This window comes from Ruminococcus difficilis, from assembly GCF_016680995.1.
In genome coordinates, this window is record NZ_JAEQMG010000113.1 from 1 (window position 1) to 24,901 (window position 24,901).

Genomic DNA, 24,901 nt, shown 5'->3' on the forward strand with positions numbered 1-24,901 from the left:
ATACCGATGAGAATGAGGTTGATCTGGTTAGTCCAGTTGTCCACGATGTCGAGCCACGCAAGACCTGCCTGTGTAATGAATACGAGCGAGATAAGTCCGCTGATAGCGCAGACCGCGATGGTTACGGTCTTGGGCTTGAGGTGGAACTTGTCGGAGATCGCCGCCGAGATACCCTCAACGATAGAGAACGCCGAGTCGATGGCGAGTGTGATAAGCATTAAGTAGAAGATAGCGCCGAACGCCGCGTTGAGCCAGCCGATGTTGGTGAGGTTGACGATCGCGGTGGGATATACGAAGAACGCAGTGCCGATGCCGCTCGCGGTGATGTCGCCGAGCATTCCGGTACCGCCCATGGTCGAGAACATTACGATACCCGAGAGAACGCTGACCGCCATGTCGGAGAACGCGATGATCATCGCGTCAGCCGCGATATCCGCGTCGTCGCCGACGTAGGAGCCGTAAGCGAACATAATAGCCATCATGATCGACAGGCTGTAGAATACCTGACCGATAGCGTCGACCCAGAGCGTCGGGTCAGAGAACGCGTTGACGTCGGGAACGAAGAGCATCTTGATGCCGTCCATAGCGCCTTCCATCGTGCAGCCCTTGACCGCCATGATAAGCAGCAGAACTACGGGGGCGAATACGGTGAACTTTACTACCTTGCCGACGGACTTCGCGCCGTTGCGGATACAGTAGAAGATCAGACCCCACGCGATGAGCAGACAAACGAGCACGATGCCGGGGATATTGCCGCCGTCGATAGCGGCTGTGGTCTGTGTCAGGTTCAAAAACAGGGTTGAAGCCGCCTCGTTGTCAGCCGTCATGCCCGCGAACTGCCACGAGTTTACGAACATCAGGATAACCCACGCGAATACAACCGAATAGTAGCAGACGATTACAAACGCGTTTGAGGTTGCCGCCCAGCCGACAAACTCCCATTTCTTGCCGATACCGCGCATGGATTCGATAGCGCCGCGGCGGAACTTGCGCGCGATCGAAATCTCCATCATAAGAAGCGGAATACCCATCAGCAGCATTGCCAGCAGGTAAACCACCAGAAACGTACCGCCGCCGTGCTTAGCGGCGAGACCCGGGAATCTCCACGCGTTGCCCAATCCTACCGCGGAACCGACAGCGGCAAGGATAAAGGTAAGGCGGGAACTCCACATACCTCTTTTTTCCATTTTTCTTCAATTCTCCTTTTCATTATGTCATTCAAGACAAAAGATTGTACCTATTATAACACAAGGCACAGTATTTCTGCAATATCTATTGAAAAAATCATCCCAAAAGTTTATAATATTATGTATAATATAATAATGACTGCGAAAGGAGCCACTGATATGAAAACCGTAATCGTCTACTATTCCCTCGGCGGATTCACAAAGAAAATCGCTCAGCAGCTCGCCGCAAAAACAGGCGCTGATCTGCTGCGGCTCACCCCCGTGAAGGAGTACCCGAATGAGGGCGCGAAGAAATTCATCGTCGGCGGCAGAGCGGCTGTCGCGGGCTCAAAGCCGAAGCTGCAGCCATATCACTTCAACGCGGAGAAATACGACCGCGTCGTTTTCGGCTCTCCCGTATGGGCGAGCTCGCCCGCACCGCCGATCCGCACGTTCATTGAGGACAACAGGGACGCTCTCGGCGGCAAGGAGCTCGCGGCGTTCTTCACACAGCTCGGCAACGGAGCGGAGAAGGCTAACAGAAAGCTCGCTAAGTGCCTCGGAAAGGACAAGATCGAGCCTGAGATGATATTCTTCGAGCCTAACAAGAAGGACGCGCACAAGGAGAACGAGGCAAAGCTCGGCGACTTCGCGGCGGTGCTCGGAAGATGAAGCAAATCGACCTGATAACGGGCTTTCTCGGCGCGGGCAAGACGACCTTTATCCGCCGCTATACAGACTTCCTTCTGCGGCGCGGAAGCCGCGTCGGTATTCTCGAGAACGACTACGGCGCGGTCAATGTCGACGTAATGCTGCTGCAGGACTTGGAGGGCGAGAGCTGCGGCGTTGAGGCTGTCGCGGGCGGCTGCTGCGCGGACTGCCACCGCCGCCGTTTCAAGACGAAGCTGATCGCGCTCGGAATGTCAGACTACGACCGCGTGCTGATCGAGCCGTCGGGTATCTTTGACGTTGACGAGTTCTTCGACTCACTGTGCGAGCCGCCGCTCGACAGCTGGTACCAAATCGGCAGCGTTATCGCGGTCGTCGACGCGAATCTCGGCGAGCTCAGCGAGCAGTCAGAGTATATCCTTCTCTCTCAGGTCGCAGGCGCCGGCAGGGTAGTGCTGAGCAAATCCCAAAACGCGACTCCAGAGCAGATTCAGAACACGATCAGCCGTCTCAACCGCGCGGCGGAACGCTTCGGCTGTGCGCGCAGGTTCGGCGCGGACGTTATCACAAAGCCGTGGGACGAGCTTACTGACGCGGATTTTGAGGAAATTCTCGGCAGCGGCTACCGCAGCGAGAGCTTTGTCAAGCGGCTCGACACCGAGGGCTATCAGTCGGTGTACTTCATGGAGCGCAGCTTCACCGAGGACGTTCTGCGCGATAAGGTAGAGAAAATCTTCGCGGACAAGAGCTGCGGCAACGTGTTCAGGATAAAGGGCTTTTTCAGCGACAGCGGCTGGAAGGAGCTGAACGCGACCAGGGAGGAAACGTCCGTCACCCCGATAAAAAACGGTCAGGAAATCATAATCGTGATAGGCGAAGAGCTGCACGAAGAAGCAATTAATAAATACTTTTAAAACACCACACGGGTCAGCCTGAACTGACCCGTGTTTTTTTATCATCTGTATCCGCGTTCACTCATCACCGCGAGGATAGTCTGTACATTTGCCGCTTCATACTGATTGAGCGAGCCTTCGTTGAAGTCCGACGGCGAGATCGTGCCCTTGTACCAGCTCTTTGAGCTGAAATACTCCTGCAGCGGGGGCGTGCTGAACTTCCTGCCGCGGCGCGCGTAGATCTCGTTGAGCGCGATGGTCATTTCCCATTCGCTGAGCGGAGTGACCTCGTTGAAGCTGACGTATCGCTTGTCGGAGCCGTCGAGAATGTAGTCGCCGGAGCTGCCCGAGCTGTGCTTCTTTGTCGGCGAGGTCGCGCCCGTCGAGGGCTGGGTCGCGGGCGGAGTTGTATTCGGCTGGTCAACGCCCTTCGAGATGATGACGAGCACCTTCTCAGAGTCCTTGATGACCGTACCCGCGTCGGGGCTCTGGCTGATGACGTGCTCGGCGTCGACGTCCTCGCTGTACTCGCGCTTGATCTCGAACCTCGTGCCCGCGTGGTTGAGGGCGGTGTAAGCGTCGTTAGCCTTCATGCCGACGATATCGGGAACCTCCCATGTCGGCTCCGCTGTGGTAGGCTCGGCGGTAGTCACGGCGGCGGTGGTTATTTCCTCGGTCGCGGGAGCGGTGGTTTCGTGCGAAAAGAGCTTTGTCAGCCCGAGCTGCTCGCCGAAGAGCATATATCCGACAACGCCGCTGAGAATCAGAATCACGACGATAATCAGCACCATAACGGCTATCAGACCCTTATTCGATTTCGGTTGGTTGTTTTTCATAACACCGCCTCCTCTTTTCATGGCATTATTGTACCTTTTCCGGCAGAAAAAGTCAATAGGTGGGGTTGACGTACGGGCGGTTTGCTGTGAAAAAGCCGATAAATTTCCAGCAAAAACATTACAATAACTGTAGAAATATGTCGAATTATGTGTTATAATTAATTAGTTTGGATAATGTCCGCAATTTATCTTCAAGGAGTTAATATGAATACAACATCGGTAAACGGAGCGCTGCTTGCCGCGATGATAAAAAACGGCGCCGCTTCACTAAAGAATAAGGTCAAGGAGGTCAACGACCTCAACGTATTCCCGATCCCCGACGGCGACACGGGCGACAATATGTTTCTGACGATCGACGCGGGCGTAGTTGCTCTCGCGGACGAACCTGCTTCCGTGGGCGAGGCTGCGCGTCTTGCCGCGAACGGAATGCTGCTCGGCGCGCGCGGCAACAGCGGCGTAATCCTCTCGCGAATCTTCGCGGGAATCGCGCGCGGTCTTGAGGGCGTCGACGAGGCTGACGTGCGCACCTTCCACAAGGCGATGGAGAGCGGCGTCAAGGAGAGCTACAGCGCGGTGTCTGTACCCGTCGAGGGCACAATCCTCACCGTATACCGCGACGCTGTCCGTTACGCGGGCACCCGTATCACGGGCGGAACAAGCATGGAAACCTACTTCGAGGACTTGCACTACGAGCTTTGCCGCTCGCTCGAGCGCACACCCGATTTGCTCGACGTGCTCAAGGAGGCAGGCGTTGTCGACAGCGGCGGCGCAGGCTTTATTTATATCGCCGAGGGCATGGCAAAGGCGCTTTCGGGCGAGATGACCGAGCTTGCCGAAACATCGGCGGCGAGAAAGAACGTAGACCTCAATGCCTTCACAGAGGACAGCGTGCTCGAGTTCGGCTACTGCACGGAGTTCCTTCTCCGCCTGCAGCGCGCGAAGGTCGACATCGATACCTTCGACGTAAATCCGCTGATTGAGTGGCTCGGCAGCGTCGGCGACTCCGTCGTCTGCTTCAAGGAGGGCAGCATTGTCAAGGTTCACGTCCACACAATGAAGCCCGGCGACGTTTTCAACCACGTACAGCAGTACGGCGAGTTCCTCACGATAAAGGTCGAGAACATGACCCTCCAGCACAACGAGGTTCACGGCGGCGAGAGCTTCAAGTCACGCATCGAAAAGCCCAGAAAGCCCTTCGGAATCGTCAGCGTTGCGGCGGGCAAGGGCATAAAGGAAACCTTCCTCAACCTCGGCTGCGACGTAGTTGTCGACGGCGGCCAGAGCATGAACCCCTCGGCGGAGGATATGATCTCCGCGTTCGAGCAGATCAACGCCGACGTTATCTTCGTTTTCCCGAACAACTCAAACATCATCATGACCGCGAATCAGGCGGCTGAGATTTACAAAGGCTCCGACGTGCGCGTCGTACCCAGCAAGACGATCGGCGAGGGCTATGCAGCTATCTCGATGCTCGACACAGAGATCGGCGACACCGACGCTATCATCGAGTCGCTCAAAGAGATCATCGCCGACGTAGTAACGGGCACGGTCTCAAAGGCTGTCCGCGATACCGAGATGGGCGGCGTGAGCGTCAGGAAGGACGACTACATCGGCTTTGTCGGCGATACTATATATGTCGATTCACCCGACAGGGCAGAGGCGGCGCTTGTGCTCGCCGAGAAGATGAACGCCAAGCGCTACGACATCATGCTCGTGTGCTGCGGCGAGGACGTAAGCTCCGACGAGAGCGATAAGCTGCAGAAGGAGCTTTCGAAGGCGTACAGACGCACGGAAGTTGTTATGATAGACGGCGGCCAGCCGATTTATGACTATATAATTATATTGGAATAAGGAGAGAATAATAATGAGAAAGATTAAAATCGTCACCGACTCCTGCTCAGACCTCAAGAAGTCGATCAGAGAGAAGTATGACATTGATTATCTGCAGATGTTCACAGTCCGCGACGCGAAGGAAACTCCCGCGAGCCTCGACTGGGAATACTACAGCCCCAAGGATCTGTACGATACTATCCGCGACGGCAACCGCGTTACCACAACTCAGGTTCCTGCCGTAAACTTTGAGAACGGCTTCAAGAAGTTCCTCGACGAGGGCTTCGACATCGTTTACATCGCCTGCTCCTCAAAGCTCTCAGGCTCCGTCAACACAGGCAGAAAGGTAGCCGAGGAGATGCTCAAGGACTATCCCGACGCAACGATCCGCTGCGTTGACTCTCTGAACGCCTGCGGCGGCGAGGGTCTTGTCGCCGTAAAGGGCGCTCTGCTCCGCGACGAGGGTCTTTCCGCTGACGAGATCGCCGACAGGCTCGACGAGCTCAAGAACAACGTCAACCAGTTCGTAACCGTTCACTCGCTCAACGCGCTCAAGGCTGCCGGCAGAGTAAAGGCTTCCTCAGCGTTCTTCGGCAACCTGCTCGGCGTAAAGCCCATTCTCGTTTCCGACAAGAACGGCGACAACATCGCTATCAAGAAGGTCAAGGGTCGTCTCAACTCCCTCGAGGAGATCGTTAACCTGACCGTCGACGGCATTATCCCCGGGGACAACGAGTTCATATACGTCGTTCACGCCGACTGCGAGGACGAGGCTAAGGAAGTTGAGAAGCTCCTCAACGAGAAGCTCCCGGACGTCAAGGTCGAGATCGGCTACATCGGACCCATCATCGGCGCGTCCATCGGCGCCGACGCTATCGGCATTTTCAGCTGGGGCAAGAGCTGCGAGAGGTTCACCGTATGATGATGGCGGTCGTACTTGCGGTTTCCGCGGTTGTTTCCTACCTCATGGGCGGTCTCAACGGCGCGATCGTCGCCTCACGCCTCTTTCACCGCGAGGATATCCGCGAAAAGGGCAGCGGCAATCCGGGCTTTACCAACTACAAGCGCGTCTACGGCAACGGACTCGTCACATGGCTGGTGCTGATCTTCGACGTGGTCAAGACGATGTTCGTCGTATCCATCACCGCGTGGGTGATGTGGGCGTACTTTGACCAGTGGCAGTTCGGCGCACAGTTCTCGGGACTCTGCGCGATGCTCGGCCACTGCTTCCCCGTGTGGTACAGGTTCAAGGGCGGCAAGGCGTTCATGGCAGGCTTTGCGACGATCTGGTTCGTCGACTGGAGAATGACGCTCATGGCAATGGCGCTGTTCTTACTCGTGCTCTTCACGCTCAAATACATGTCCGTCGCCTCGTGCACGGCGTCGCTCTTCTGCCCGATAATCCTTCCGTTCCTCGGAGTTGCGAACATCTGGGTGGAGATCCTCGCTATCGCGGGCGCTGCGCTGATCATTCTGCGCCACCACGAGAATTTCGCAAAGCTCCTCAGAGGAGAGGAAAGCAAGTTCTCGCTCAAGAGCAAGAAGGCAAGCTGACAATAGATTAATTAAAGGCTCACTCGGTAAGGGTGAGCCTTTTTAATTCTAAAAAATCAGAGGCTTGGCGTAATGCCAAACCTCTGTCAATCAGCGATTTAACTCTGAAATCAGAGCTTGGGGCCTGCCTCAACGAGAGCCTTGCCTGCCTCGTTGGTGGTGTACTTGTCGAAGTTCTTGATGAATCTTGCGGCAAGATCCTTAGCCTTCTCGTCCCACTCAGCGGGATTTGCGTATGTATCTCTGGGGTCGAGGATTCCTGTATCAACTCCGGGAAGCTCTGTGGGAACCTCAAAGCCGAAGTAGGGGATAGTCTTTGTGGGAGCGTTCTTGATGTCGCCGCCGAGGATAGCGTCGATGATGCCGCGTGTATCCTTGATGGTGATTCTCTTGCCTGTGCCGTTCCAGCCTGTGTTTACGAGGTACGCCTTTGCGCCGCTCTTTTCCATTCTCTTTACGAGCTCCTCAGCGTACTTTGTGGGGTGCAGCTCGAGGAACGCCTGACCGAAGCAAGCGGAGAAGGTGGGAGTCGGCTCTGTGATGCCGCGCTCTGTACCGGCGAGCTTAGCGGTAAAGCCCGAGAGGAAGTAGTACTGAGTCTGCTCGGGAGTGAGGATAGATACGGGAGGCAGTACGCCGAACGCGTCAGCGGAAAGGAAGATTACGTTCTCGGCAGCGGGACCCGCAGAAACGCCGTTTACGTTCTTCGCGATTTTCTCGATGTGCTCGATGGGATAGGAAACACGGGTGTTCTCGGTAACGCTCTTGTCGTCGAAGTCGATAACGCCGTTTTCTTTTACGGTTACGTTCTCGAGCAGCGCGTCTCTCTTGATAGCGTTGTAGATGTCGGGCTCGCTCTCCTTGTCAAGACCGATAACCTTAGCATAGCAGCCGCCCTCAAAGTTGAATACGCCGTTGTCGTCCCAGCCGTGCTCGTCGTCGCCGATAAGCAGACGCTTGGGGTCGGTGGAAAGGGTGGTCTTGCCTGTACCGGAAAGGCCGAAGAAGATAGCTGTGTTCTTGCCTTCCATGTCGGTGTTGGCGGAGCAGTGCATTGAAGCGATGCCCTGAAGCGGCAGGAAGTAGTTCATCATAGAGAACATACCCTTCTTCATCTCGCCGCCGTACCATGTGTTGAGGATAACCTGCTCGCGGCTGGAAACGTTGAAGAGAACGGCTGTCTCGGAGTGCAGACCGAGCTCCTTGTAGTTCTCGACCTTAGCCTTGGAAGCGTTGTAAACAACGAAGTTCGGCTCAAAGCTCTCGAGCTCCTCAGCGGTGGGCTTGATGAACATGTTCTCAACGAAGTGAGCCTGCCAAGCGACCTCCATGATGAAGCGTACAGCCATGCGGGTGTCCTTGTTCGCGCCGCAGAAAGCGTCTACGACATAGAGCTTCTTGCCGCTGAGCTCGTCGAGAGCGAGCTTCTTGCAGGCTTCCCATGTTTCTTCGGTAGCGGGGTGGTTATCGTTGGGATACTCGGGAGTAGTCCACCAAACGGTGTCCTTTGACTTCTCGTCCATAACGATGAACTTGTCTTTAGGTGAACGGCCTGTGTAAACGCCTGTCATTACGTTGACAGCGCCCAGCTCGGTCTCAACGCCGACGTCAAAGCCCTCGAGAGAGGGGTCGGTCTCGTCCTTGAAGAGCTGTTCGCAGGAGGGATTGTGAATGATTTCGGCGGCGCCTGTGATGCCGTACTTTGTTAAATCAATGTTTGCCATTGTGCATACTCCTTCTGATATAAGATTACAAATACATGATACCATAGCGAAGCGGCGGTTGTCAATATCGGCGCACGTACAAATAAACCGCATAAAATGCAGTTTTTTCAGCCAATAATTGCAAAACGGCGCGTCAGAACCGCTCCTGCAGCGCGAAAATGAATTATTTCCATGCAAATACCGCAAAATTACCCCCAAAACCTGCCTCTGCAAAATCCGACGGGATTTGACGAACGCCCGAAAGCGTGCTATACTGATTATAATGATACCGAAAGGGTGAGAAACGTGAGGAGAATAATCGCGTGTCTGTTGATATGCGCAGCTGTGCTGCTGTGCTTTGCGGGCTGCGGCTCGGACGACAACTCAAAAATCGTCGGCAAATGGCAGGCGACGAAGGTCAAGCTAAAGGGCGAGACCATCAACTTTTCCGAGCTCGAGAGCGAAGGCAAGGAATTCAGCTTTGACTTCAAGGAGGACGGAAGCTGCAAGGCAGTCCTCGGCGGCGTTGAGAACAACGGCAGCTACACTTTCAACCAGACCACGGTCGATGTCATGTACGGCAACAAGGAAGAGAAGCTCAAGTACGACCGCGGAGTGCTCACGCTGACATTTTATTATAACAACGAGGCGACCTCATATATGTTCACGAAGATTGAATAATTGAGGAGAAGCTGTCAACAATAACCTCACAGGAGGTAATTGACATGACAGAAAAAGAATTATTGTATGTTGAAGACGCGCTCGGCCACGAGCAGTATTTCCAGACCCAGTGCCGCGACACCGCGGGCAGGATCGAGGACGGCGAGCTGAAACGCTTTGCTCAGCAGCTTGAGCAGAAGCACAGCGAGATATTCCGCAGCTTCATGGGCTTGCTGTAAGGGGGTGCGCGCGATGAATGACAGAGATTTGATGGAAAATATGCTCATGCTCGAAAAGGGAGCATGCGAGCTGTTCATGCACGGCACGATCGAATCCTCGAGCACGGACGTCCACCAGACGTTCAACACCTCGCTCAACGCATCTCTTCGGCTGCAGGACGAGATCTACTCGAAGATGCAGTCCAAGGGCTGGTACCCGACCGAGCAGGTACAGCAGTGCAAGATCAACGAGGTAAAGCAGAAGTTCGCACAGGCATAAGCAAAGGACGGAAGGGAAACCTTCCGTCCTTTTTAATTGAAAGTTGAAAGTTGAAAGTTGAAAATTACGGGTCGCTTCGCTCCGGGTTATTGTTTTTGCGGCAATAAAAATCGGGTGCGGGTGTCCCGCCCAAAATTTTCCATTTTCCATTTTTCATTTTCAATTTAAATCGACGCTCGCTTTACATTGACCTTCTTCGCCTGACCCATGACCGAATTCTTGCGGCAGAGCATCAGCGCGGCTCTGCCTTTTTCGCTGCGCGTGTAGACGACCTGCATTCTGTTTTTGAGCAGAGAGGCGAGTATCTCGGCGTTTTCCTTTTTATTGCCGACCGCCGACGGGACTGCCATGCTGTTGACTCCGTTGCTGTCGCCCATGAGCACGTATCTCGGGTTGTCGATAGGCGAGAGCAGCTCGCCGAGAGCCTGGGAGTAAACCTGTTTTTCGCGCTGGGTACCGCCCTTGAGAGCGGCGAAGAGCTTTCCGTTCTCGCTGAAAATCTCGGATTTCGCGTCGCGCGAGGTGATAACGCCGACCTTTTTGAGCGTTTCGAGCACAGCGTCTGAGGCTATGCGGAAGTTTTCGAGCGGATTTGAAGCGCCGTTCGCCTTTTTGAACAGCATTATGCACACGGGAATTCCGATACCCGCGAGGATAAGCACGAGCACTAGCCTTATCCAGAACGGCACGCAAAGCGCCGCCATGACGATGAGTATAAGTATTCCGAAGAGCACAGCCGTGAGGATAGCGGTGGTGAGGCTGCCGCCGCCGAGCTTGACGGGTACGCCCTCTGTTTCGACCGTGTCGCTGACCTCGGGCTTCTGCGTCGGAGTCGCGCGGTAGGATACCTCCCAGCTCTTTTTCATGCGTTCCCTGTCGGCGGCGAGGGCGAGCATTCGTCCGTTGAGCTGAGGAACGGTCTGCGCGTTGAACGGCGGCTTGATGATATCGAGCCTGTCGGTGCCGCTCTCGATAACGCGGCTGCTGTAGGCAGGCGCCATGAAGCAGTCGAACCTGCGGCTGACGGTATCCCAGTCCGCGCCGGCGGGTCTGTCGCTGACGGTGGGGTCGAGGGTGACGAGGTGGAAGATATCCGAAGCCTTCTGAGGGTCGTTCCTGTCGGTGCGGATAGCCCTGCCGCGCATCTGGTTCGAGAGCATGAAGCTGCCGACGAAGCTCGCGAGGATAAGCGAGTTTATGCACGGAGAATCCCAGCCCTCGCCGAGCAGAGCCTTTGTGCCGACGAGAATCTGGAACAGCCCCTTGTTGAACGCCTCGGTGATGAGCGAGACCTTGTTCTTGTTGGAGCCCTGAAAATTCACCCTGCTGTAGCCTACGCCCTCGATGGGAGCTGACGAGAAGCCCACGTCGGCGGACTTAGCCATTTCCTTTATCCGGGGAAGGATCTTGTCGGGCAGAATGACGAGCGTGCCCGAGAGAAGCGCGATATCGGCGCTGCACGAGCGGCGCACCTGCTCAAAAATCGGCACGGTGCCCATCGTCGTGAGCTTTTCGGTGCTGCCGATGAGCGACACGAGGTCTTTTTTGATGAAGTCGGTGAGGATAAGCATTCTCAGATTTTTACCGAGGTTGTTCATCTCGCTCCGTGCGATTTGCGCTATGCTGTCGAGCTTGCCGACGGAGGATATGAACGCCTTCTCGACGGCGGCGTTGTTCTCGATGCAGACGCGGCCGCGGTCGAGCATCATTCGGCTCTCGAGTCTGCCGCGGAGTTCTTCGGCGCGTTCCCTGCCGAAGAGGTCGGGACGGTCGATGATAAGCTGCATGGCGCGCTCGAGGTCGTCGGAACTGAGCTTCCGGTCGCTGTAGTCCGCGACGAGCCGCTGAGCCCGGGCGCTTAGCTTCACGCCCGACACAGCCGCCGCCATTAAGAGCGAGGCAAATTCCTCGGGACGCGCGTAGATTTCCTCCTCAAAGTTCGCCCATTTAAATAGTATACCGCTTTCCTGCACCGCCTGAGCGAAAATCCCGCTTTTGAGTTCAGCCTGAGCCTGGGCGACTGCCTTTGCGCGCCGCTCGTTTATCATCTGCAGCTCCTCTTGGGTGGGGTAGTTGAAGATAACGTAGTCCTGGTGCGGACAGAGTGTCTTTTGCGCGACGAGGTCGGGCACGAATATCTCCTCGTCGATGTCGCCGCAGAGGTCGTGGTACCGCTTCCACTCGTTCGCCTTTGAGTCGTAGGGCGGTGTGGCGGTGAGCGCGATGAGGGTGATGTCGCTGCCGAGCTTTTTGAGGAAGCTCTCGAGAGCCTTCTGCCATTCGCTGCGCAGGTGGTGGGCTTCGTCGAGGCAGACGGTCTTGACGCCGGCTTCCTTCATCGTCTTAATGAGGTCAAAGCCCGTGAAGTTCTCGCTTTCGCCTGTTTCCTCGTCGCGGTCGTCGAGCTGCAGCCTGTTCATCGCGGCGTGGAGAGCCTGATATGTGACGGAGGTGATGAGCGCGGGAGTTTTGAGGTCGAAGGAAACGTAGCCGTCCGCGTTCTCGCCCTCGGGGAGGAAGCTGCCCTCGAAGCGCTCACCCCACTGCTGACGGATAATTACGGAGGGCGAGAGCACTACGGCAGGCTTGCCCAGTCCGCGGATAAGCTCAAGCCCGAGAATGGTCTTGCCGCTGCCGGGAGCGGCGACGATGTGAATGCGCCTGTCGGCGAGGTGGCGGTTGGCGTTTTGGAGGACGCGCGCCTGATAATCGCGGAAGGTGCCGCTGAAACGGATATTCCCGAAGTCTTTCATGGTAACACTCCTTGGATAAAATGCTGTATAAATCACACAAAACGTCCGATATATCGGATGTTTTGTCTGTTTTTAACAGTATACCATAAATTCGCCATATAATACAATGCACTATTGGGAATATTTTTGTCAATTTTCTTTCCGATAATTCTAATATAAAATTATGAAATGTTGTTTTCGATTATAATTATGATTGAGTATATATCGAAAAGTTACCAAATTGCGCCTGAATTTGTTAATTTTTTGACAATACGAAGGAGTAAGGCGAATAATTATACAATCTTGTATGTTTTTTCGCCGGCATTTTATAAGAAGGAGGAATTTATTTGCAACACAGCAAACACACAGGCTTGAATCTTAAACGCAAGATAACAGCCTCACTTCTGTCACTGGCAATACTCGGCACGGGTACATTGCCACTTGTAAGCACAGTTGTTGCGTCCGCTGCGGAAGAATCCGACTCGAGCGTTGGTGCGAAGAACGGTTCTTACGAAAAGCAGGACGGAATTTTCTGGGCTAACGCCAAGTATTACGACTATCTGTCTGACGCCGAAACAACAAAAGGCTGGAGAAATCCGATTCAGGCAGGTACGGGCCACGGCGGTTCGAACGACGACTGGTATCCGTTTGACGGACTCAACAGTTTGATCAGCCGTATCGCCGCGAATGATTCGTCGTGGAGCAAGCCGCTGTATTTCGGCAACTTCTACAACGATAACGACGGACCCTACGCAAGCAGCGATCACGGCGGACCCTACACAAGCGCCATCGACGGGCTTACAAACTTTGTTCACGATCCGAACAACTCCCGTAAGGGCGTAGTAGGAAAGGACTCAAAGCAATACGAGGAAGGCGTAACTCTCACCGGTATTGGCGAGGAGCACCAGAGCTATCAGGGTCTTGTACAGGATTCGCTCACTAACGATCAGCTCATGGTTACCCCGAACACCAAGGCTCCCTACTTTGACGAGGATGCGCTCGGTAGTTACGGACAGGTTATCAAGAGCGGCTTCCCGTTTGTCATTGACAATCAACAGGGCTATACAAAGTATTCATTCAAGTCATCCTCAAGCAGCAGCGCCACTGAATCAAACAACATGGTCGCTGAGGATAACGTGTACTTTACCGGTCTGGACGGCAACAGTCCCGTTGCGCATTATTCGCACGGCACAGACCATGCTGTAAGAGACGGTAAGGGTTACTTTATGTTCGATGACAAGTCGGGCTACGGTATTTATCCGTTCAACCGAACCACCACCACGACCTACAATAAGCTCTATCTCAGCACAGGCGATTCAGGCTGGGATTATATTACACTGTTTTTCATTGGTCTTGACACTGACTGGAATAACAGACGCGATACGCAATGGATTCAGAATAACCCCGACGGCAGCAAGAATTTCTACTATGATTTAAGCAAGATCTCAGCTTCGGACTGGGAAAAGGTAACGGGCGTTATTCTTGCAAACCGTGACGGCTCCGAGCAGACCGAGGATCTTTCCTACGGCTATATCAAGGACGGCGCTGTTTACGTTACAGGCAAGCCCCAGGGCTATACCAAGAACCCTGCCTACACATGGCAGATAATCCCGGACGACGCGGGTATCCAGGGCAGCGAGAAGCTCGACCACGGCTTCGGTATCCGCATGGATGTAAACTTCCGTGTTCCCAAGGGCGGTTATACCTCCGACGGCACTACCCCGATCTCATTTGACTTCGCGGGCGACGACGACCTCTGGATGTTCGTTACCGACAACACAACAGGCGAGTCACACCTTGTGCTCGACATGGGCGGTAACCACAAGAAGAGCGTCGGTAAGGTCACCTTCCTCGACGGCAAAATGACAGGTCATGTAAACGCCGTCGCAAACGGCTCGGGCGACAAGGTATTTGATTTTGATTACACTCATACCTACAAGATGACCGTGTTCTACATGGAGCGCGGCATGATCGAGAGTAACTGCGACATGTCGTTCACCATGACTCCTCTCGGCAACAACGTAATCGTTACCGAGAAGATCAACACCACCGATATCAACCCCGGTCTTGTTGACGACGTCACGGCGGCTTCACAGTTTGAGTTTGTAGCTGAGGATACCGACGGCAACAAAGAGACCTTCTCTCTGGGCGACGACGGCAGATCCGATTTCCCCGGCACCTTCACCGTCGGCAAGGACGTAAAGGTCACCCAGAAGAAAAAGACGGATTCTTCGCTCGTCTATGACACGACCTTCGACTATACCGACAATACCGCCGCTAACCCGTCCAAGGGCAATCTCGGTTCGGGCGAAGGCGACAGCACGAAGGACGTTCCCACCGATTCCAAGAATTTCCTCAACGAGTCAGGGGATACATACGACTACGTTGAGTTCCAGGCTGACTATGTCAACACTCCCAGGGTTGCAGACGTAACTCTCAGCAAGGAGACCGTTGACTTCATCAACCAGCGCCTTAATTCGGGCGATCTGGGTCAGAGCGATTCTTTCCCGATCACGGTATCTCTCGACTTCGGCGGCACAAACGGTCCGCTCTACGACTTCGATTACACCGTAAAGAACGGAAACGATACCTCTGAAGGCACAGCCGACAAGGGCAAGCTCACGATCAAGGACGGCGATACAATCACTATCCCGAACGTACCCATCGGCACCACCGTCACAGTCAGCGAGGATATCTCAAACAGCACGAACTTCGACCGGAAGGAAGTCAAGCCCGAGAGCTTCACCGTTACAAAGGACGGCACAAACAGCTCGGCTATCACAAATATCCGCAAGCTCCCCGAGCCCACCACAGACAAGGTTACTGTAAACAAGACTATCTTTACAAAGACCTTCGAGGACAAGAGCACAGCCACCCTCGGCGACGGCTATGAGTTCCAGCTCCTGAGCGGAAGTACTCTTGTTGACACCAAGACGATCACCGATACCGCCAAGGATACAGGCTCCGCTGACTTCAAGGAGCTTACCTTCACTGTTAACGAGGCTGACAAGGGCAAGGAAGCTCAGGGTATCTTCTATATCGATCCCGCCGAATTCAAGAACGGCGGCAGCAAGGAATTCACCTTTACCGTACATGAGAATCTCACCGACGATCAGAAGAAGGCTATCGACCAGCCCGCCGATCAGACGGCGACGATCATCATTTACTACGACAAGGCGAACAACAAGCTCACCAATATTCCTCCCGATCAGGTAGGCTCAGTTCCGAATCCCGACCACACCACGGACTTTGTGAACCCCTACAACGTAGGCAGCGTAAGCATCACAAAGACGGTTACCAGAGATTCAGGCGAGCTTGACGATCAGGATAAGAATACCGCCTTCACCATCAACGTAAGCTTCAGCTTCAACGGCAATACTTATCCCAACGGCGTTCCCTTCTACTACACCGTTAACGGCGGCAGCAAGACATATCAGCTCGGTTCTTCACAGTCGATCTCGCTCAAGCACGGCGAGACCGCTTCGTTCGACGGACTGCCCGTAGGCACCACCGTTACCGTATCTGAATCGAATCCCGGCGCTGAGTATTCTCCGTCGGTATCACCCGAATCCGTTAAGATCACCGAAAAGGGTCAGGCGTTCAATGTTGTAGTTACCAACAAGCGTCAGGCTCCCGGCGAGGCTCCCGTAAGCGTAACAAAGGTTCTCGAGAACGCTGACGTTGCGGCTAAGGCAGGCGTGAACATCGAAAACGCAAAGTTTGAGTTCACGATCACCGAGAACACCGCGGGCGCAGAACCCTACTCCGAGACCGTAACAGCCAAATCGGCGACAGTAGACTTCACACCCATCAAGTTTGATCACGCAGGAACCCGCACCTTCACGATTGCCGAGGCAACCGGCAGAGTTCCGAACGTTGAATACGACAAGTCCGTGATCAACGTTTCCATCACAGCGGCGAACGACGGCGACAAGCTCAAGATCACCGAAACCAAGTACACCGACGGTCAGGGCAACGTACTCACTGCACCCACCTTCACCAACAAGTACAAGGTAGGCGAGGTGACTTTCGCCAAGGCAGTTATTGACAAGGATGCTAAGACGGTCGACAGCGATAACACAGAGTTCACCGCACAGGTAAAGATCAAGTATCCGCAGGAAACTGCATTCAGCGTAAAGCCGTTCAAACTCAACGGCGAAACCGTTGACAACGAAAAAGGCGAAATCACCATCACCAACAAGGGCACATACGTAATCACCGAGCTTCCCATTGGCACCGAGGTCGAAATCACCGAGACCGACGCCAAGGGCTATCTCGCATATTACGTTCCCAAACAGGTAATGATCGCGACTGAGGCAACCAACGCCACAGCAGGCGGCAGCAACGACTACATCTCCGACGGCGGCGACGGCTCGGGAATTACGCCTCCGGCTCTCAGCGAAGTCACCGTACTCAACCAGAAGGTAGAGCTTCCCGTTGACATCACTGCTAAGAAGGCCGCAGAAGGCTTTGCTCTCAAGGGCGAGGACTTCGCGTTCACCCTCAAGGGAACAGGCGTCAGCCAGACCAAGTCAAACGACGCTCAGGGCAATGTCAAGTTCGACACAATCACCTTCGAGGTTCGTTCCGACGACAAGGCTACAGGCAATAACACCATCGTTATCAAGCCCGACCAGTTCACGGACGACAAGTACACCGCTGAGTACACCATCGCAGAGACAGCAGGCAACAACGCGTTCCTCACCTACGACGGCACAGAGTACAAGGCAACCGTTACCGTAACCAGAACTCCCCGGAGCAATGTTGAGGGTCTGTATACATACGCCGCGGCCGTTGATTACGGCAACGCGACCAACACACCTCCGGCCTTCACCAACAGCTGGAAGAAGGCTCCCGCAAGGATCATCAAGAAGGTTCTCGATTCCGACGGCAAACCCTACGACACGAACGAAACCTTCAAGATCGACATTGCCTACACCTATCCCACCGACTACACAGGCGACACAACACAGTTCCCGGCTTCCGTATCGCTCAACAAGGCTAACGGCTTCACAGCGACCATCAACGACCTGCCCTACAACACGGTCGTAGCGGTCAACGAGGCTGATTCCAAGGGCATGACCCCGTCCTACGACCCGGCTTCGAAGCAGATTACCGTAGACGGCACAAGCACAGCCGAGAACCCCGTAACAATCACAGTTACCAACAAGCGCCAGGCGCCCGGCACCACGAGCTTCCCCGTACAGTTCAAGAAGCAGTTCAACTACGGCACGCTCGAGGCTGACGCGTTCGAGTTCGAGATGCTCGAGGGCGACGGACTCAAGGGCGACAAGGTCAAGAACACCGCTCAGGGCGTTGTTGACTTCGGCACAGTAAACGTCGAGTACAGCAAGACCGCAAAGGATCCTGCAAACAAGACAGTTTACCTCGACGACAGCAAGTTCACAGACGATATCGCTACCCTCACCTACAAGGCGAAGGAAGCAGACGGCAAGAAGGCTAACATCTTCTACGACGGCGACGAGATAACCTACACCGTCAAGATCAAGAGAACCGTGACCGCGGCTCAGACCACTCTCGAATTTGTCTCCGGCACATACGCAAAGGGCAAAGACAATGCTGAAAGCGACACCTTCGTAAATAACTGCTTAGGCGACATTAAGATCACCAAGGAAGTAAGGAACGCTGCCGACGCCGAGAAGGCTAAGCCGTTCAAGGCTGACGTTGAGATCGCTCTCATGAAGGCTGACGGCACCCTTTCGGAGTTCGCTGCTATTCCTTACATCTACACCTACGAGGGCGGCAAAACAGAGGCGACCGCAACCCTCGACCTCTACGACGGCAGAGTTTACACCCTCTCCGGACTGCCCATGGGCTCTCAGGTCAAGGTAACAGAGCAGTCGGCTAAGTACCCGAACTACTCCGTGACCTACGATCCGCAGATCGTTACCGTAGGCGAGACCGCAAGCACAGCCAAGGTCATCAACACCCTTCAGGCACCCGGTCAGGTAACTCTCGGCGTGAACAAGACCTTTACTCAGGACGCTCTCAACGCAGGCGTTGATCTCGAGGCTAAGGGCAACAAGTTCAGCTTCACCATGACAGCCGAGGCTAACAACCCCGTACTCAAGGATTACACCTCCACCGTTACCCTTGACAAGTATCAGGACGGCAAGCTCGTTACAAGCGGCGAATTCGCAGCAATCGTATTCCCGCCCGAGTACGCGTACGGTCAGGGCACCGACGTTGCGTTCAAGGTCGTCGAGAACAGCGCGATCGAAGGCAACGACGGCAGCATCATCTACGATACAGCTACATATTCCGTAGTTTACACAGTCAAGCAGGGCGAGAGCGGTCTTGATATCTCTGCTCCCGTTATCACCAAGTCCAAGAACGGCGACACATCTGCTCCCGTTACCGTTTCCTTCGAGAACGGCTATCCTGTAGGCTCCGTAGAGATCAAGAAGCTCGTCAAGGACTTCGACGGCGCAAATCTCGAGGCATACAAGACCGAAGCGTTCCCGATCAAGGTCACCATCACCACACCCGACGGCACCACAGACGTCAAGGAAACCACAGTAAGCGCCGCGCAGAGCGTCAAGTACGACAAGCTGCCCTACGGCACTACCGTAACGGTTGAGGAGACCGACGCCAAGGGCATGACCGCTTCTATCGACAAGGCGACCGTGACCGTTTCCAAGGAAACACCCGCACCCACGGTAACCATCACCAACACCCGCGAGACCCTCAACCCGACAGACGTTCAGGTTCCCGCTAAGAAGGTAATCAAGGGCGCAGACATCGCCGACTATCAGCAGGCGTTCCTCTTCGAGCTGAACGGCAACGGCATCACAATGCAGGCTCAGAACGACGTAAAGGGCGACGTACTCTTCGACAAGATCAACTTCCGCATCAAGAAGAGCGCAGACGACAAAGCCGAGGCTAATACCATTCTCGTTGACAAGTCCGCGTTCGCGAGCTCCGACACAGTCGCGTACACCTTCGCGGTTAAGGAAATTCCTGCCGACAGACCCGACATCACCTTCGACAACAACACATACAACGTGACCGTAAATGTCAAGAAGACAGAAACACTCAATGCAATCACACTGAGCGCGTCTGTTGACAAGACAACGGTTCCCACCTTCACAAACCAGAAGCTCGGCAGAGCGATCCTCTACAAGGTTGTAAAGGACATCGACGGCACCGGCTTCAAGCCCGACGTCGACTTCAAGTTCAGCCTTAAGGTTGACGGCAAGGTTGTAAAAGACGACATCATCATTAACGTAAGCAAGGACGAGACCTCAAGGTTTGTTACAGGCTACTATCCCGTAGACACCGTACTCACCTTCGAGGAGACCGACGCTAAGGGCTTTGAGTGCACAGAGCCCGTCAAGACCGTGACCATCATTGACGAGACAGGCGAGATACCGTCTGCAGAGGTTGAGTTTGTCAACCGGCGTCCGCAGCCCGGTCAGACAAGCATCACTCTCAGCGCACTCAAGACCGTATCCGGCTACAAGCTGTCCGCAAACGACTTCTCCTTCACCGCGAAGGGCAAGGGCCTCGACGAGACGAAGAAGAACAACGAGAACGGCAACATCGTATTCAGCACCATCACCTACAAGTACACCAAGGGCAATGAGGCTGACACAGGCAACACCGTATACCTCCGCGACGGCGACTTCACCGACGGCAAGGCGGTATTAAACTACGAGATCAAGGAAACAAAGGGCAATAACACCGATATCACCTATGCTTCCAACACCGTAAAGGCAGTTGTAACCGTCAAGAAGACCGAGACCGCAAGCGATATTCAGCTTTCGGCGACAGCGGCTTATCCCGACGGCACAACCTTCAACAACCCCGTCCGCACAGGCAGCGCGACAATCATCAAGAAGGATCAGGAAGGCAACCCCGTAGACGGCATCGAGTTCACCCTCTTCAAGGTAACCTCCGACGGTCTGAGCAGAGATGAAGTTCTCGCAAACGGCTCCGTTGTTGACGCCAAGACCACCGGCGGCGGCAAGGTGACCTTCAATGACCTCGACCTCTACAAGGACGCAAGCCGGACTCTGAGCAATCCCGAGTATCAGTGGTACTGCTTCGCCGAGACCGATCCCGGTGACAACCACAACCTCAACAGTGAGCTCACCTTCTTCCGCGTTCCCACCGAGGGCGTATACGACGTAGAGTTCACCTACATGAACGGCAAGATCACCTCACCCACCTCGGGCGGCGAAGGCATGTTCACCTTCAAGCTTGTCGGCTCAATCCTTCTCGCGTTTGCGTCAGCACTGCTCGCAGGCTACGTATTCTTCTTCTCAAAGAAGTCAGGTAAAAAATCCGCACACAGCGTAAAGTAATTTAGAAAAGGAGAATTAATGATGAAAACCACTAAAAGAGTTATCGCCATTGCTCTCGCAGCTCTCATGCTCGTTGCAATGATCCCTCTCGCGGTAGTATCCGCAACTTCCTATGAGCTCAAGGTTACAAGCTCCAAGGAAGGCTTCGCATTCGAGATCATCAAGGTCGCAGACATCGACACCCAGAAGGGTACATATGACAGCACTGAATATCCCACCGTTGTTGCCGCTCTCAAGAAGGGCGACACAGCAGCGGCTCTCGCGGCGGCTGACGCTATCGAGTGGGACAAGACCGACTATGTTCCCGTATTCACCTACAAGACCACAGACACAGGCGTAAAGAACGTTGACGTAGCTGCCGGCGTATACTATGTAAGATGCACCGAGAAGCCCTCAACCGTAAAGACCGTAAAGAGCCGCATGATCCCCGTTCCCTACTACGAGGACGGCGCATGGAAGACCTATGACGAGGTAGTTGACCTCGCTTCCAAGATCAACGTAGAGCCCGAGGTTCACAAGTACATCGTTGAAGGCGAGAAGCTCACCGACAACACCGTAGTTGCAATCGGCGACACAGTTGATTTCCGCCTCACCGCTACCGTAGCAGGCTCCACCACCGACAAGCTCGACAAGTACGCTATCGTTGATACAATGGAGAAGGGCATCACCTACACCGAGGGTTCCGCTAAGGTCAAGCTCGTAAAGAGCGGCGCTAACGACAGAATCCTCGCTGATACCGAGTTCACCATCGTTCCCGCTAACGACGGCACAACCTCCTTCCGCGTAGACCTCGCCAAGAGCGTTCTCGACGGCGACGAGTTCTACAGCTACACCGACGTAGTAGTTGACTTCAAGGGCGTTCTCAACGAGTCCGCAAAGGTCGGCAAGATCGGCAACGAGAACCACGACGACCTCGAGTATGTACACAAGGCTGACACCGAGGTACACTTCATTCCCGGCGACACCGTATACGTATTCACCCTCCAGATCGACGTTCTCAAGATCGACGCCGAGACCAAGGAACCCCTCAAGAACAATCCTGCCGAGTTCACCCTCTTCGCAGATGACAAGACCACAGTTGTAAAGAAGGGCGAGACCGACAAGGACGGCAACCTCTCCTTCGTAGGCCTCAACAAGGGCACCTACTATGTACAGGAGACCAAGGCTCCCGAGGGCTACAACCTCAACACCTTCCAGTATGAGGTCAAGCTCGTTCCCGTAATCTCCGAAGAGGGCGGCAAGCTCGTTATGAACCTCGACGTTGCTCAGGGCACCACCAACAAGATCGAAGTAGAGGATACCAAGTCCGTACTTCCCATCACCGGCGGCACAGGCACAATGATGTTCATGATCATCGGCGGCAGCCTCATTCTCCTCGCGGGCGCACTCCTCGTAGTTGTTCTCAAGAAGAGAAGCAAGTAATCACTAAAAACCCTCTTTTCGGCTGAATACAGCTGAATCTCTCAGGCCGGCGCGGCAACGCGCCGGCTTATTTTATCTCCGCCTTTTTAAGGGTTCATCTGACCTTGACGCTTCATCAACGGCGGGTCAGGTGTTTTCTTTTTCTCCTGCTGCGCCTGTCTTTGAGAAAACTCTCCGCTCTCAAAAATTTTCTTGACTAAAGACACAGTTTAGGGTACAATTACCATGTATGACCATATGCGAAATCAACCTAAGGAGATGATTGCTTGGTATTCTCAAGCCTCGTGTTTCTTTTCGCCTATCTCGCGGTGACCCTCGTTATCTACTACGCCGTTCCACGGAAGGCGAGAAACATCTTCTTGTTCTTCATCAACCTTCTGTTCTACGGCTGGGGCGAGCCGATGCTGGTGTTCCTGATGGTGTTCAACATCTTCTTCAACTACCTCGGCGGCTACCTCGTGGACAAGTTCCGCTCCGACCAGAAGAAAAAGAAGCTATTCCTGATACTCACCTGCGCGCTAGACATCGGCATTCTCGCCGTGTTCAAGTACACGGGTCTGATCGTCGACACGGTAAATCTGCTGCCCTTCCTCAATATCCCGACGGTGCAGATAAGCCTGCCTATAGGCATCAGCTTCTACACCTTCCAGACCATGAGCTACGTCATCGACGTCTACCGCAACGACGCGCCCGTATCGCGCAGCTTCATCAACTTCGGAACCTACGTCGCGCTGTTTCCGCAGCTTATCGCGGGTCCCATCGTCCGCTACCGCGACGTCGCCTACCAGCTTGAGCACCGCCGCGAGACCCTCGACCGCTTCACCAAGGGCGTAAAGCTCTTCTGCGTCGGACTGGGCAAGAAGGTTCTCATCGCAAACCAGATGGGCGCGCTGACCTCGGCGATGTTCTCGAATACGGAGGAGAACGGAGTGCTCGGCACATGGGTGGGAATTTTAGCCTACACCTTCCAGATCTACTTCGACTTCTCGGGCTATTCCGACATGGCGTGCGGACTGGGCAATATGTTCGGCTTTGAGTTCCTCAAGAACTTCAACTACCCCTACATCTCCACCTCGATAACCGACTTCTGGCGCCGCTGGCACATCTCATTGTCAACATGGTTCAAGGAGTACGTTTACATTCCGCTCGGCGGCAACCGCAAGGGCGTTCGCCGTCAGATCATCAACCTTCTTATCGTCTGGGGGTTGACGGGACTCTGGCACGGAGCCTCCTACAACTTCATTTTCTGGGGACTCTACTACGGCCTTCTCCTGATTCTCGAGAAGTTCGTCCTCAGCAGGTTCCTCGACAAGCTCCCCGCGGTACTCCGCCACGTCTACACCCTCTTTATCGTCATGATCGGCTGGGGACTGTTCTACTTCACCGACGTGAATCAGCTCTTTGCTTTCCTCGGCGACCTCTTCAACTTCGGCAACGGAGTGTTCAGCGAGACAGCGCTCAACCTGACGCTCAGCTACCTGCCGGTTCTCGTCGTCGCAGGTCTGGCGAGCACACCTCTCGGCGCGCACCTCTACTCAAAGGTCAGCCAAAGAAAGTACGTCTGGATAGCCGAGACCGTTTTCTGCGCCGTCGTACTCTTCGTCAGCACGGCGAGCCTCGTTCAGCAGAGCTACAATCCCTTCCTGTACTTCAGATTCTAAAGGGTGAACAAAATGAAACACACACCTCAGTCAATTCAAAATATAATCGAGAACGACAAGACGCGCGTATTCAGCAAGGAGGACGACAACGGCAAGACGCGGATCTACCGCACCGAGCGCGACGGCAAGGATCCGATGGCGCTTTCCGCGAAAATCTACGCCGATTCCGAGCCTGTCGTCAACAAGGAGAGCGGCAAGCTGAGATTTTTGCCCGCGTTTCTGTTTCTCGCGTTCATCTTCGGGCTTGCGATCTGGTTCATCTTCAACCCCAAGCTCGACTACAGCTCCTCCGAGAAGCGCTACCTCCAGAAGTTCCCCGAGGTCACCGTCCAGAGCGTTTCGAGCGGCAAGTTCGGCGAGGAGTTCGAGAGCTACTTTGCCGACCATTTCCCCGCGCGCAACCTCTGGGTCGGCTTCAACGCCTACTACGCCCTCGGCACGGGCAACAACGGCGCGGCTGGCGTCTACAACTGCTCCGACGGCTACCTGATAAACAAGCCCGTACCCACGGAGAACAGCGTCGAGAAGAACCTCTCAGCTATCGTCGACTTCAAGCAGAACCTCGGCAAGATACCCGTCACCGTGATGCTCGCGCCCTCGACGGGCTACATCGCGAACGACAAGCTGCCGATGATACATGACCGCTACAACGACGACCGCTATTTCAATACCGCCAAGCGCACCCTCGAGGAGAACGGCATGACCTTCGTCGACCTGCGCGAGAGCTTCAAGCAGGCGTATTCCGGGGGCGAACAGCTCTACTACCGCACCGACCACCACTGGACGACCGCGGGAGCCTACCTCGGCTACACAAAGCTCTGCGAATCGCTTGGCAAGAAGCCGATAGAAAAGTCCGCGCTCAACGTCGAGATATACCCGAACTTCTACGGCACGACCTACTCGACGAGCGGCTTCTGGCTCACAGAGCCCGACGAGATTCAGGTCTGGAG

Annotated in this window: 16 protein-coding genes; 12 read left to right on the top strand and 4 right to left on the bottom strand. The window is 54.6% G+C overall.

Annotated features, from left to right (window positions below; genetic code table 11):
• Nucleotides 1-1,187 (bottom strand): sodium-dependent transporter (locus tag JKK62_RS10650; RefSeq protein WP_201427877.1); only part of this gene is annotated, 1,187 nt, incomplete at its 3' end.
• A gap of 159 nt (nucleotides 1,188-1,346) precedes the next feature.
• Here JKK62_RS10650 and JKK62_RS10655 point away from each other — a divergent pair.
• Complete coding sequence (locus tag JKK62_RS10655; RefSeq protein WP_201427878.1) at nucleotides 1,347-1,838, top strand: flavodoxin family protein; 492 nt, start codon at nucleotides 1,347-1,349, stop codon at nucleotides 1,836-1,838.
• The gene (locus tag JKK62_RS10660; protein WP_201427879.1) at nucleotides 1,835-2,749 is read left to right on the top strand and encodes a GTP-binding protein; all 915 of its coding nucleotides are present in this window, start codon (nucleotides 1,835-1,837) and stop codon (nucleotides 2,747-2,749) included. Before JKK62_RS10655 ends, JKK62_RS10660 begins: the two co-directional genes overlap by 4 nt.
• 41 nt (nucleotides 2,750-2,790) lie before the next feature.
• On the opposite strand, the gene JKK62_RS10665 is transcribed toward JKK62_RS10660, so the two are convergent.
• Nucleotides 2,791-3,564: a YARHG domain-containing protein gene (locus tag JKK62_RS10665; protein ID WP_201427880.1), complete on the bottom strand. Its 774-nt coding sequence runs from the start codon at nucleotides 3,562-3,564 to the stop codon at nucleotides 2,791-2,793.
• A gap of 204 nt (nucleotides 3,565-3,768) precedes the next feature.
• On the opposite strand from JKK62_RS10665, the gene JKK62_RS10670 reads away from it, so the two are divergent.
• From JKK62_RS10670 to plsY, 3 genes are read left to right on the top strand one after another with little or no spacing between them, the layout of a single operon-like run.
• On the top strand, nucleotides 3,769-5,415 hold the full coding sequence (locus JKK62_RS10670; protein WP_201427881.1) for a DAK2 domain-containing protein: 1,647 nt from the start codon (nucleotides 3,769-3,771) through the stop codon (nucleotides 5,413-5,415).
• 13 nt (nucleotides 5,416-5,428) lie between these two features.
• On the top strand, nucleotides 5,429-6,316 hold the full coding sequence (locus tag JKK62_RS10675) for a DegV family protein (protein WP_201427882.1): 888 nt from the start codon (nucleotides 5,429-5,431) through the stop codon (nucleotides 6,314-6,316).
• Nucleotides 6,313-6,948, top strand: coding sequence for a glycerol-3-phosphate 1-O-acyltransferase PlsY (gene plsY, locus JKK62_RS10680; RefSeq protein WP_201427883.1), 636 nt, complete (start codon nucleotides 6,313-6,315; stop codon nucleotides 6,946-6,948). The genes JKK62_RS10675 and plsY overlap by 4 nt, the downstream gene beginning before the upstream one ends.
• A gap of 110 nt (nucleotides 6,949-7,058) precedes the next feature.
• On the opposite strand, the gene pckA is transcribed toward plsY, so the two are convergent.
• On the bottom strand, nucleotides 7,059-8,672 hold the full coding sequence (pckA, locus tag JKK62_RS10685; RefSeq protein WP_201427884.1) for a phosphoenolpyruvate carboxykinase (ATP): 1,614 nt from the start codon (nucleotides 8,670-8,672) through the stop codon (nucleotides 7,059-7,061).
• A gap of 309 nt (nucleotides 8,673-8,981) precedes the next feature.
• Here pckA and JKK62_RS10690 point away from each other — a divergent pair, with 309 nt between their 5' ends.
• The 3 genes from JKK62_RS10690 to JKK62_RS10700 are packed head-to-tail and all read left to right on the top strand — an operon-like array spanning nucleotide 8,982 to nucleotide 9,809.
• The gene (locus tag JKK62_RS10690) at nucleotides 8,982-9,332 is read left to right on the top strand and encodes a hypothetical protein (RefSeq protein ID WP_207752176.1); all 351 of its coding nucleotides are present in this window, start codon (nucleotides 8,982-8,984) and stop codon (nucleotides 9,330-9,332) included.
• Between the two features lie 44 nt (nucleotides 9,333-9,376).
• Nucleotides 9,377-9,550, top strand: coding sequence for a hypothetical protein (locus JKK62_RS10695; protein WP_201427886.1), 174 nt, complete (start codon nucleotides 9,377-9,379; stop codon nucleotides 9,548-9,550).
• Between the two features lie 13 nt (nucleotides 9,551-9,563).
• Nucleotides 9,564-9,809, top strand: a complete 246-nt coding sequence (locus tag JKK62_RS10700) for a spore coat protein (protein WP_201427887.1) — start codon at nucleotides 9,564-9,566, stop codon at nucleotides 9,807-9,809.
• A gap of 164 nt (nucleotides 9,810-9,973) precedes the next feature.
• Here JKK62_RS10700 and JKK62_RS10705 read toward each other — a convergent pair whose 3' ends face one another.
• Nucleotides 9,974-12,562: a DEAD/DEAH box helicase family protein gene (locus JKK62_RS10705; protein WP_201427888.1), complete on the bottom strand. Its 2,589-nt coding sequence runs from the start codon at nucleotides 12,560-12,562 to the stop codon at nucleotides 9,974-9,976.
• A gap of 326 nt (nucleotides 12,563-12,888) precedes the next feature.
• Here JKK62_RS10705 and JKK62_RS10710 point away from each other — a divergent pair, with 326 nt between their 5' ends.
• From JKK62_RS10710 to JKK62_RS10725, 4 genes are all read left to right on the top strand, one after another.
• Complete coding sequence (locus JKK62_RS10710) at nucleotides 12,889-20,868, top strand: DUF5979 domain-containing protein (RefSeq protein WP_201427889.1); 7,980 nt, start codon at nucleotides 12,889-12,891, stop codon at nucleotides 20,866-20,868.
• 21 nt (nucleotides 20,869-20,889) lie between these two features.
• Nucleotides 20,890-22,290 carry a SpaH/EbpB family LPXTG-anchored major pilin gene (locus JKK62_RS10715; RefSeq protein ID WP_201427890.1) on the top strand — a complete coding sequence of 467 codons (1,401 nt, stop codon included), beginning with the start codon at nucleotides 20,890-20,892 and terminating at the stop codon, nucleotides 22,288-22,290.
• A gap of 266 nt (nucleotides 22,291-22,556) precedes the next feature.
• Nucleotides 22,557-23,951: an MBOAT family O-acyltransferase gene (locus JKK62_RS10720; RefSeq protein WP_201427891.1), complete on the top strand. Its 1,395-nt coding sequence runs from the start codon at nucleotides 22,557-22,559 to the stop codon at nucleotides 23,949-23,951.
• A 12-nt stretch (nucleotides 23,952-23,963) separates the two neighbouring features.
• On the top strand, nucleotides 23,964-24,901 hold a 938-nt coding region (locus JKK62_RS10725; protein ID WP_243411825.1), incomplete at its 3' end, for a DHHW family protein.